General features: G+C 50.3%; 11 protein-coding genes and 1 pseudogene. 6 read left to right on the top strand and 6 right to left on the bottom strand.

The annotated features are described in order from the left end of the window. The first annotated feature begins 148 nt into the window (after nt 1-148). Both L350_RS16770 and L350_RS16775 read left to right on the top strand, forming a co-directional pair. On the top strand, nt 149-2,314 hold the full coding sequence (locus L350_RS16770; RefSeq protein WP_022648065.1) for a type I secretion system permease/ATPase: 2,166 nt from the start codon (nt 149-151) through the stop codon (nt 2,312-2,314). Beyond that, complete coding sequence (locus L350_RS16775; RefSeq protein ID WP_032624293.1) at nt 2,311-3,486, top strand: HlyD family type I secretion periplasmic adaptor subunit; 1,176 nt, start codon at nt 2,311-2,313, stop codon at nt 3,484-3,486. Before L350_RS16770 ends, L350_RS16775 begins: the two co-directional genes overlap by 4 nt. A 33-nt stretch (nt 3,487-3,519) precedes the next feature. On the opposite strand, the gene L350_RS16780 is transcribed toward L350_RS16775, so the two are convergent. Continuing rightward, nucleotides 3,520-4,404, bottom strand: coding sequence for a hypothetical protein (locus tag L350_RS16780; protein ID WP_032624292.1), 885 nt, complete (start codon nt 4,402-4,404; stop codon nt 3,520-3,522). Nucleotides 4,405-4,690: 286 nt separating this feature from the next. Here L350_RS16780 and L350_RS16785 point away from each other — a divergent pair, with 286 nt between their 5' ends. The 3 genes and pseudogenes from L350_RS16785 to L350_RS23065 form a co-directional block, all read left to right on the top strand. Beyond that, nucleotides 4,691-5,992 carry an EAL domain-containing protein gene (locus tag L350_RS16785; protein WP_032624858.1) on the top strand — a complete coding sequence of 434 codons (1,302 nt, stop codon included), beginning with the start codon at nt 4,691-4,693 and terminating at the stop codon, nt 5,990-5,992. A 49-nt stretch (nt 5,993-6,041) separates the two neighbouring features. Continuing rightward, a protein-coding gene (locus L350_RS16795) for an IS3-like element ISSen4 family transposase (protein ID WP_096147877.1) occupies nt 6,042-7,162 on the top strand; the annotation gives its coding sequence in 2 pieces (ribosomal slippage) (nt 6,042-6,300 and nt 6,300-7,162; 1,122 coding nt in all). Nucleotides 7,163-7,190: 28 nt separating this feature from the next. Beyond that, nucleotides 7,191-7,373, top strand: a pseudogene (locus tag L350_RS23065) (EAL domain-containing protein); the annotation flags it as partial. An 85-nt stretch (nt 7,374-7,458) separates the two neighbouring features. On the opposite strand, the gene L350_RS16800 reads toward L350_RS23065, so the two are convergent. The 5 genes from L350_RS16800 to L350_RS16820 all read right to left on the bottom strand — a co-directional run bounded on the left by L350_RS16800 (nt 7,459) and on the right by L350_RS16820 (nt 9,668). Further along, nucleotides 7,459-7,737 (bottom strand): biofilm development regulator YmgB/AriR family protein, encoded by a 279-nt coding sequence (locus tag L350_RS16800; RefSeq protein WP_075208094.1) that lies wholly within the window; start codon nt 7,735-7,737, stop codon nt 7,459-7,461. Between the two features lie 23 nt (nt 7,738-7,760). After that, complete coding sequence (locus tag L350_RS16805) at nt 7,761-8,060, bottom strand: hypothetical protein (RefSeq protein ID WP_023306164.1); 300 nt, start codon at nt 8,058-8,060, stop codon at nt 7,761-7,763. Between the two features lie 112 nt (nt 8,061-8,172). Further along, on the bottom strand, nt 8,173-8,412 hold the full coding sequence (gene ycgZ, locus L350_RS16810) for a regulatory protein YcgZ (protein ID WP_003857265.1): 240 nt from the start codon (nt 8,410-8,412) through the stop codon (nt 8,173-8,175). Nucleotides 8,413-8,603: 191 nt separating this feature from the next. Continuing rightward, nucleotides 8,604-8,876 (bottom strand): ElaB/YgaM/YqjD family protein, encoded by a 273-nt coding sequence (locus tag L350_RS16815; protein WP_032624291.1) that lies wholly within the window; start codon nt 8,874-8,876, stop codon nt 8,604-8,606. A 186-nt stretch (nt 8,877-9,062) separates the two neighbouring features. Further along, a complete protein-coding gene (locus tag L350_RS16820) occupies nt 9,063-9,668 on the bottom strand; it encodes a hypothetical protein (protein ID WP_023300068.1) in 606 nt (201 codons plus the stop codon). A 243-nt stretch (nt 9,669-9,911) separates the two neighbouring features. Between L350_RS16820 and L350_RS16825 the strand changes: the two genes are divergently transcribed. Then, nucleotides 9,912-10,187 (top strand): metal/formaldehyde-sensitive transcriptional repressor, encoded by a 276-nt coding sequence (locus L350_RS16825; protein WP_003857256.1) that lies wholly within the window; start codon nt 9,912-9,914, stop codon nt 10,185-10,187. The last annotated feature ends 5 nt before the right edge of the window (nt 10,188-10,192 follow it).

Below are 10,192 nucleotides of genomic sequence, written 5' to 3'. Positions count from 1 at the left end.
GCTTTTTGCGTTTCTTTACATTAATAGCCATAACCCTCTATTTCACAAGATTATTTTGCGGGCTCGTTTAGGCAACGTTCGATTTCTAATCATCTCGCAAAGGTATCATTTCAGTGCGAAATCATCGCCCTGAACAGGACGTAGCATTATGAAGACACATCCACAGTACGAACCCTGGTTGCAGGGCATGCTCATCATCGCTAAGCACTATCGGCTGGATTTTTCGGCGGAGCATGTTCGGGTCACGATTAACCATGAAAGCCAGTCTTCGCGCCAGCTGGTGCTGGAGGAGATGGCGCGCCAGCTTGGGCTGGGGATGCGTTGGGTAGCGGCGGAAGCCGTATCGCTCGACCCGTGGCGCTTACCGCTGCTGGCGGAGTTCACCGGCGGGCAAATCGCGGTCATCAACCGTATGGACAATGAAGGGAACATCAGCGTGCAGTTCAGCGGCGACGGCGGCCTGGAGACGACGCTGACGCGTGACGAACTCGGTTCGCGGTTAAAAGGGCTGATGGTGCTGCGTCCCCTGGAGTCCACGCCGGATGCGCGCGTGGATGATTACATCAAACCCTATGAGAAAAACTGGTTCTGGCAGTTGGCGCTGAAAGACTGGCGTCGCTACAGCGACATTATGCTGGTGGCGCTGGTCGCCAACGTGCTGGCGCTCTCCGGCATGGTCTTTTCCATGCAGGTGTATGACAGGGTGGTGCCGTCCCAGTCGGAGGCCACGCTGTGGGTGCTGTTTGGGGGCGTGATGATCGCTATCGTGTTTGAATTCATCATGCGCATGCTGCGGGTGCATATTTCGGATGTGGTAGGGAAACGCGCCGACCTGCGTATTTCCGAGCGCGTGTTTGCCCACGCCCTGCGGATTAAAAACGGCGCACGGTCGAAATCGACCGGGTCGTTTATCGCCCAGATCCGCGAGCTGGAGTCGGTGCGGGAGCTGATCACCTCCACCACCATTGCAGCCATCTCCGATCTGCCGTTCTTCCTGCTGTTCGTCTTCATTCTGTGGATGATTGGCGGCCCGCTGGTGCTGGTGGTGCTGCTGGCCGTGCCGCTGCTGCTCATTCCCGGCCTGCTGGTGCAGCGCCCGCTGGGAAAACTCTCCAGCGAAGGGATGCGTGAATCGGCGATTCGTAACGCCACGCTGGTGGAAGCGGTGCAGGGGCTTGAGGACATCAAGCTGATGCGCGCCGAGCAGCGGTTCCAGAACCAGTGGAATAACACCAATGACGTTGCCGCCAGCGTCGGCATGAAACAGCGCTGGCTGACGGGGCTGCTGCTGACCTGGACCCAGGAGGTGCAATCTATCGTCTACGCCGTGGTGCTGCTGGTGGGCTGTTACCTGGTCATCAGCGGCGACATGACCACCGGTGCGCTGGTGGGCACCTCGATTCTGGCGTCCCGCACCATTGCGCCGCTGTCGCAGATTTCCGGCGTGCTCTCCCGCTGGCAGTCAGCAAAGGTGGCCCGCAAGGGACTGGATGACCTGATGCAGCGTCCGATTGACGATCCCCAGCACGGCAAAAAAGTGCATAAAGCCCACCTGCGCGGTGATTATCAGCTGGACGACGTCGGGTTTTATTACGACGAAGAAGAGAAGCTCACCGTGCTGAACGTCAGCAAACTGCGCATTCGCGCCGGGGAGCGCGTGGCGGTGCTCGGGCGGAATGGTTCGGGGAAAAGCACTTTGCTGCACCTGCTGGCGGGAATGCAGGAGCCACAGCAGGGCAGCATTTTGCTGGACGATATTGCTCTCAATCATCTTGACCCGGCTGACGTACGCCGCGATATGCAGCTGCTCAGTCAGCAGGCGAGGCTGTTCTTCGGCTCCGTACGCGACAACATCCTGATGGGTAATCCGCTGGCGACAGACGAGGAAATCCATCAGGCGCTGGTCAATAGCGGCGCGCTGGAGTTTGTGCGCAAGCAGAAAATGGGGCTGAACACCATCATCAACGAGGGCGGAATGGGGCTTTCCGGCGGGCAACGTCAGGCGCTGTTGCTGGCCCGCGCGCTGATCACCTCGCCGAATATTCTGCTGCTGGATGAACCCACAGCCTGGCTGGATGAGGTCAGCGAGAAGCAATTTATCCAGCATCTGCACCAGTGGCTCGGTAAGCGCCGGACGCTGGTGGTGGCGACGCATCGTCTGCCGATTCTGGACCTGGTTGACCGCATTATCGTGCTGGAAAACGGCAAAGTGGTGATGGATGGCCCTCGTGATGCCATTTTACGCCAGCACGGAATGGCCCCGCAGCAGGCGCCGCAGCGCACGGTTAAACTGAAAACGGAGGGCGTGGCATGAATGATTTCTCCCGCTTCAATAGCCGACTGAAGGAGCCCCGCCTGCCGCGATCGTCGCTGGTGGCATGGTCGCTGTTTGCCCTGCTGGTGGTGTTTATTACCTGGGCCAGCCTGTTCCAGCTGGATGAGGTCACTACGGGCAGTGGCAAGGTGATCCCGTCCTCCCACGAGCAGGTGATCCAGTCCCTGGAAGGGGGGATTATCCACAGTCTGATGGTGCGCGAAGGCGATATCGTCGAGCGTGGTCAACAGCTTGCCCAACTGGACCGGACGAAAACCGAGTCCAGCGTGCTTGAGAGCGAGTCTCGATTAAATGCTGCGATGGCGACAGCCGCGCGTCTGAATGCTGAAGTGAACGACACCGGGCTGACATTCCCGGCAGAGCTGGATGACGACGTTGAGCTGGTTAAACAGGAAACGGCGCTTTACAAGTCTCGTCGCGAAAGTCTTGAAAAAGGGCTGGCGGGTTTACGCCAGGGAGCGGATCTCGTGCAGCGTGAACTGGCATTAACGCGCCCGCTGGTGACGCAGGGGGCGGCCAGTAAGGTCGAAGTCTTACGCCTTGAACGCCAAAAAAATGAGCTGGAGAGCAAAATCACCGAGATGAAAAACCAGTACTACGTTCGCGCCCGCGAAGAACTGGCGAAAGCGAACGCGGAAATCGAAGCGCAGCGTTCGGTGATGAAAGGGCGCGAAGACTCACTCACCCGCTTAACGTTTAATGCGCCGGTGCGTGGCATCGTGAAAGACATTGACGTGACGACGGTTGGCGGGGTGATCCCGCCGAACGGCAAACTGATGAGCCTGGTACCGCTTGATGACCAGATGGTGATAGAAGCAAAAATCTCGCCGCGCGATGTCGCGTTTATCCATCCCGGGCAAAAAGCGCTGGTGAAAATCACCGCTTATGACTACTCCATTTACGGCGGGCTGGAGGGGGAGGTGACGATGATTTCACCGGATACCCTTCAGGACGAGGTGAAACGGGATGTTTATTATTATCGCGTTTATATCCGTACAGACAGTAACCATCTGACTAACCGGCAGGGCAAGGAATTCCCGGTGTTTCCGGGCATGATAGCTACGGTTGATATCAAAACCGGCAGTAAATCCGTCATTGATTATCTGCTGAAACCGTTAAATAAGGCAAAAGAGGCGCTGCGCGAGCGATAAAAAAGGCGTTCAGCAAGCCGAACGCCCGTCAGATCAGAGTGTAGACGTCATGTTGACAGCATGGCGTCGTTCTTTTGGCACCACATTGATGTAATGTGTGACATAGGCAAAATATAAACCGGCATAATTTTCGACAAGTTCGATAAATGCCGGGTAAATGGACATCCGGCCATCGCCGCGATCTTTAAGATAACCTGCCTCCTGTGCCGATTTGATAATGCGGTTGACGTGAATACGCGAGACGAAAAATTCTTTTGCAAGTGTGCTGGCTGAATACGCTATTATGGCACCGTATGCTGTTTTGTTTTTAATGGCCTGCAAATAGAGATAGAGCATAATCATTCGGCCACCATCCTTATCAATAAATAAACCCACCTCCGGAAGTACTTTACTGAATGTTAATCCGCGGAAAAGGTATTCTGCGGCGCGCCGGAAAAAGTTGTGCCTGAGTGTGTCATTGTCCAGAAGATTAACATTAATGTTGAATGTCGGATAAAGAATGCTAACAGGCGTGAACGCCCCGGACATATAGCGTTTAAGCTCATCCAGTCCTTTTTCCGTAGGCGCGATTTTTGTTTTTCGCCGATCTTCGGTACAGCGCCAGGTCTTAATTCGCCCGGTGGTTTTAAGTATGGTGATGATCGCAATAACGCTGTTAGAGCTGGCGATATTATAGCGTGAGCACAGTGCCTTAATCTCCGAGACCGACTCAGCCTGATTGCCAAAAACAAAACAACATATTGAGAGTATTATATTGAACCGTGATTCCTGAAGCATCGTTTTGTAGAACAGGGGTTGTTTTTTATAAATGGCGTCATTGATTCTGTAGTGTTCTATTATAGCTTCACTAAATCGCGGGTTGTTTTTAATGACATCCCGTCGATGTAGCAAAGCTCTGGATGAGATGTGATTATCCATAGCATTTTCTCTTTTTTGTCTGAGCCGATGAGAAGAAGTGTCCGGACTTCTTTTTCGGAATTTTCATTATACCTTGAGAAAGTCCTGGTTACTGTTGTTATATGAAAAGAAAATGATATTTATGCTGCATATGGATGAGTCGGTTGATTAACGCAAAGATGTTCATGTGCATAACATTGATAACGGTTTATTAACCAAAAGGGGTGCGGTAAAATTATTCAATGCGACAAGGAATATTGGCTTTAATTACATATGGGAATGATGTTTGTATTCTCAGGAGCAGGTTATGTCTCAAAATTTACCTTCTGTGCAAGGTACTTGCTACAAGCAACGGTTTGTTATTTCAGCCTGCGGTTTCACCTTTGAAGGGTATAGCCTGCTTCTGAAATCTCGAGGCGTACACGCCACGCGACTCCATTTTGAAGAGGATGAAATATGTTCCGTTGACGTTGAAAAAATGATGGAAAATCAATCGCCCGAGGTTTCGGTTTTCCTTGGTCGTGACGTTGCTACTTTTCTTGAAAGCCTGAAGCGCTTGGTATCCGTTCTGAATGCACTGCCGGTGATTTGCAGGGTCACCCTGTATGGTGCACTACCTGAGCGATGGCTTAATGCAACGTTGAGAAGTCTCGTTAATAATACAAAAAAGCTTTCCACGATCAGGGTAGAGAATATTACAGAAATATTGGGCTTTGTAAAAAATGAGACAGATGAGCGTGCTGGCCCTTCACGCTTGTTGCGTAACGTACCGGACAAGGAGGGTAAAGAAAATTTGCATGGGTTAACACATCGCGAGTTAACCGTGCTACTGAATTTCTATCGGGGTATTTCCATAAAAGAGCAGAGTAAGAGGTTAGGGCTGTCAGATAAAACTATTTATACCCATCGTAAGGTGGGTTTGGGTAAATTATATATTATCAGAGTATGGTTTAGCGACTCTCGCGTTTTCAGAGATGAGGTTTGTGCAGGAAAAAATAAAACAAAAGTGTTTTCGGAAACGGAAATTGATATATTACAAGCGTTACATAAACGGGAAATCTTTGCGGCTTATCAAATTATCACTGATAGTGATAAAAAAGGAGTTGGATTTGAAATCCTGCTGCGCTGGCATAAAAAAGGTGAGATCCTGAAGCCAGCCTATTTTCTGGGAGGGATAAAAAATAGTGAAATATGGCTCAAGCTAACGGCGTTAGTCATCCATGCGGCCGTATCAGGTATCAATAAATACAATGGAAAATATTATTTTTCAGTTAACATTCCTCCTCAACTTGCTTCGGGAAACGCGCTGCCGGGGATGGCCAAAAAGGCCGTCGAAATGTTACTCAAACCGCAGTGGGCCGGGAAACTGGTCTTTGAACTAGCTGAAACGATTGACGTAACAAAGGATAAAAATATTCCCGAAACACTCCAGCGTTTACGCGCCGAGGGATGTCGGCTTTTTCTGGATGACTGTTTTTCAAAATATCATGCTATGCTGCCCATCAGACTGATTAATGTTGATGGACTAAAGCTTGATCGCGATATTGTTGAGCACTTTGTGGCTAACGACAAAGACTATAGCATTATTGACCTGCTCCCCGTTGATTAGTACACCCCGATGTTAGTAATGTCTTCATAAGCCACATGAGGACATCCCCATGAAGAAGCGTTTTTCCGATGAACAGATCATCAGTATTCTCCGCGAAGCCGAAGCTGGGGTACCCGCCCGTGAACTCTGCCGCAAGCATGCCATTTCCGATGCCACGTTTTACATCTGGCGTAAGAAGTATGGCGGTATGGAGGTGCCTGAAGTTAAGCGCCTGAAGTCGCTTGAGGAAGAGAACGCCAGACTCAAGAAGCTGCTTGCCGAAGCCATGCTGGATAAAGAGGCGCTTCAGGTGGCTCTTGGGCGAAAGTACTGACGACAGACCAGAAGCGGGAAGCCGTGATGTTGATGTGTGATGCGACCGGTCTGTCGCAACGTCGTGCCTGCAGGCTTACAGGTTTATCCCTGTCGACCTGCCGCTATGAGGCTCACCGTCCGGCTGCTGATGCGCATTTATCAGGGCGCATCACTGAGCTGGCACTGGAGCGCAGGCGTTTTGGCTACCGTCGTATTTGGCAGTTGCTGCGCCGTGAAGGGCTTCATGTTAATCATAAGCGCGTGTACCGGCTTTATCACCTCAGTGGCCTGGGCGTAAAACGCAGAAGACGTCGTAAAGGGCTGGCAACAGAACGTCTGCCGCTGCTCCGTCCGGCGGCGCCCAATCTGACCTGGTCGATGGATTTCGTCATGGACGCACTTTCCACCGGTCGCAGGATCAAGTGTCTTACCTGCGTCGATGATTTCACAAAGGAATGCCTGACGGTCACTGTTGCCTTTGGGATTTCAGGCGTTCAGGTCACGCGTATTCTGGACAGCATTGCACTGTTTCGAGGCTATCCGGCGACGATAAGAACTGACCAGGGGCCGGAGTTCACTTGCCGTGCACTGGATCAATGGGCCTTTGAGCATGGTGTTGAGTTGCGCTTAATCCAGCCGGGCAAGCCAACGCAGAACGGATTTATTGAGAGCTTTAACGGACGATTTCGCGATGAATGTTTGAATGAGCACTGGTTCAGCGATATCGTTCATGCCAGGAAAATTATTAATGACTGGCGGCAGGATTATAACGAATGCCGCCCGCACTCCACGCTGAATTATCAGACACCGTCTGAATTTGCAGCGGGCTGGAGAAAGGGTCATTCTGAGAATGAAGATTCCGACGTTACTAACTGAGTGTTGTATCTAATCGTGGGGGCAGGTCATTATTAAAGCGATACAGGTTTACAGCGACATGACGGGGACCGAATGCGTTGCGGAAGGCGTCGATAGCGAAGAAAAATTTGAAAAACTTGTCGCGTTAGGGGTTAAGCGATTCCAGGGTTATTATCTTTCCCACGCGGTTAAAGAAGAAGAGTTGGATCGAATGGTACGGCTATTTAGTTAACGGCTTCACTATGCTGGTGGTACGACAGACTACAGTATTCGACCACCAGTAAAAAACACTCAATCACCGTCGCAATAGTGTATTCTCAGATATCATCACGCGTAAAGCCGACAACAATTTCAAGTGTGTTGCGAATGACATCGCAGGCTTCAGGCTCCTCGGTAATTTCAAGGGCGTGAATCAGTTGCAGGATGATCTCTTTATTCGAAAGGTTGTCACCGGTCAGCATAATACAGCGTATTGCCGAGCCTAACACTTCAACTTCACCACTGAGATGCTTTCCAGCATTAAGAAAGTGTTCCGCCAGTCCTTTATCGTGCAGGGCTTCAAAATTATACGTCTGGTGCATAGTCGCTTTACTCATGGTGGTCACCGTCTCGGTTAAAATTAGTGTTTCTTATTTGGGCTCAGAAGCGTGTTGTGAGTAAAGAGAGAGCGCATGCGGCCAATTTCATAATCGCCCATCACTCTTCCCCGGTCGTGCGATACGCCGGTTACACGCTGGCGCACTTCATCTTCAGCGGCAATCAATGCATTTTTACGCTCATCATTTGATTCAACGTTAGCCATCGCCAGCAGGCGATTAGCAAGAGACGCAAAGGTAATAGGCCCGTTCTCTTTCAGTATGGATAATACGGCCTCACCGATAAGGTCATCCTTAAGTCGTTCAAATTTAGTTCTATGCATAGCTTAATCTCACTCTGCTACACGCGGCTGTAGCATGGGGTTAGTCATCGCATCCAGATGCTCTATTCTCACTCAGCATGACTAACTTAGTAAGTTAAAAACAGTGTTCAGGTTAACGCTCGAAGAAGAGGGCTATCAAACCGTTATAGTGCGCTTTCTCAACGTCAGACGTTGATTCTTCAATTCTGCGCAACAGCTTTGTACAAATTGTCATTCTGCTCAGTTGTACATTTTCTTTGATGATCTCACTGACGATGGCACCAAGGGTTTCCTGCTGTGTTGGGACGTTATCCTTGTTAAAATACAAGGTTATAGCGCTTTCTGCTGTAGAGGGAGCATGGTTGCGACGCATAATTTTCCACCGTTGACAAACAATTTTGTAACATCACTGGCATCGAATTTATACTATCCGGTCAAATCTGTACATCTAAATTGTACAAGTTTTTCGTGCAGTTCGGGGATTTGTCAGAAGAACTATCAAAATTAGGGGGGAAGAGAGGGAGAAAAACGTGGGGAAAAGAAAAGGCCCCGGAGGGCCTGAAATTATTTCCGTCCCAGCAGAAGTCCCAGAACGATGCCTACCGCACCCGCAGCGATTAAGCCCGTTAACGGGTTATTTCTGACGGCTTCAGTAACATCCGAGACGGCATCACTGGCCTGGGCAGCATATTTTTTCGCTGCACCTTTCACCTGATGTTTAGGGGAATCAACGAATTCACCAAACTGCTGCTGCGCAGCGCCGGATAATTCATCAAGTTTGTTTTTGGCTTTATCGCCAGCGTATTGTGCATTTTTATCAGTGTCGAAATCAGACATTCCAGCCTCCTTTTGTTGATAGTCTAAGGATAGACGCTGATGGCAAGAGTGAGAGAGAATTCGCTAAAATCGACGCCTGATTATCTCTTTTTAGGATATGTCTTTCTTACATGTCCACCATAACGCCCTAAGGATGGAGTGGATAAATATTTCCCTCGCCGTCTCTGTCTACGTAGCGGGAAGAGACTATTTCTCTCGTGCGTTAGCGCGAAAGGTAATGTAATAGCCAAGGGATGCGGCCAGGCACAGCATATAGCCGAACGATTCCGAACCTTCCTCCACGGCGTTTTTCACGACACGCATATAGCCATGCTCCAGAATGGCGTGCCACAGCACCTGCATTCCAAAGAGACGGGAGAAGACCAGTACAGCCAGCAGGCCGCTCAACAGAATACCGTACCAGGGGGATTGCGTGTATTTTGCCAGCTGTTCCAGGGTAGTGCGAAAATGCATAACGGGGCGAATTATAGCCAGCAGAGCGGTAATCAGCGCGAACCACACCCAACTCCCATGAGAAATGAGGTCAAAAAGCGCGTCCAGTTCACGAATTAACATCGTCAGGAAAAAACCGCCAACCAGTATATTACAGTAACGCATGGATTCATCCATTTTCGCCAGACGAAAATGGAGAAACACGATAGTCGCTAATACCGTTTCCTGCATGATTTCGGTCAGTGATAATTCCGGAATATCATGGCCGACAAACCGCATATCAACCCAAAGACAAAGTATAATAAGCGCGCATGCGACCGCCGCGCCAACAAAGAATAAAAAGCTCTTTAGTACAATCATTAACACCACCATTTTGTTTGTAGCAGTATGTTAGGTGACGAGAATGTTATTTCTGTTCACATCGTGCCATATAAGTGCTGAATTTTAACATTACGAGCTAAATAGGATTCGTAGCGGCCAGAATAAACCCTAAATATCTTTTGTTCCTTGCCGGCGATGTGCTCATTGCAGCGTCTCTATCTTGTGGTTTACAGGGCAATAACATACGAGGTACCATACCCCCCTATAGTATCAGGAGGGCGTATGCCGCATTCACCCGAAGATAAAAAACGTATTCTGACCCGCGTCCGCCGCATTCGAGGCCAGGTTGATGCCCTTGAACGCGCCCTGGAGTCGGGCGATCCCTGTCTCGCCATTCTGCAGCAAATAGCCGCCGTGCGCGGTGCTGCCAATGGCCTGATGGGTGAAATGGTTGAAATTCACCTCAAAGATGAGCTGGTGACGGGGGAGACCACCCCGGATCAGCGGGCAGTGCGGATGGCGGAAGTCGGCCATTTGCTGCGCTCTTATCTAAAATAAACCCA

This window comes from Enterobacter sp. MGH 4 (assembly GCF_000534735.1).
Lineage (GTDB): Bacteria > Pseudomonadota > Gammaproteobacteria > Enterobacterales > Enterobacteriaceae > Enterobacter > Enterobacter intestinihominis.
This window is presented reverse-complemented; position numbering and strand designations above follow the sequence as displayed.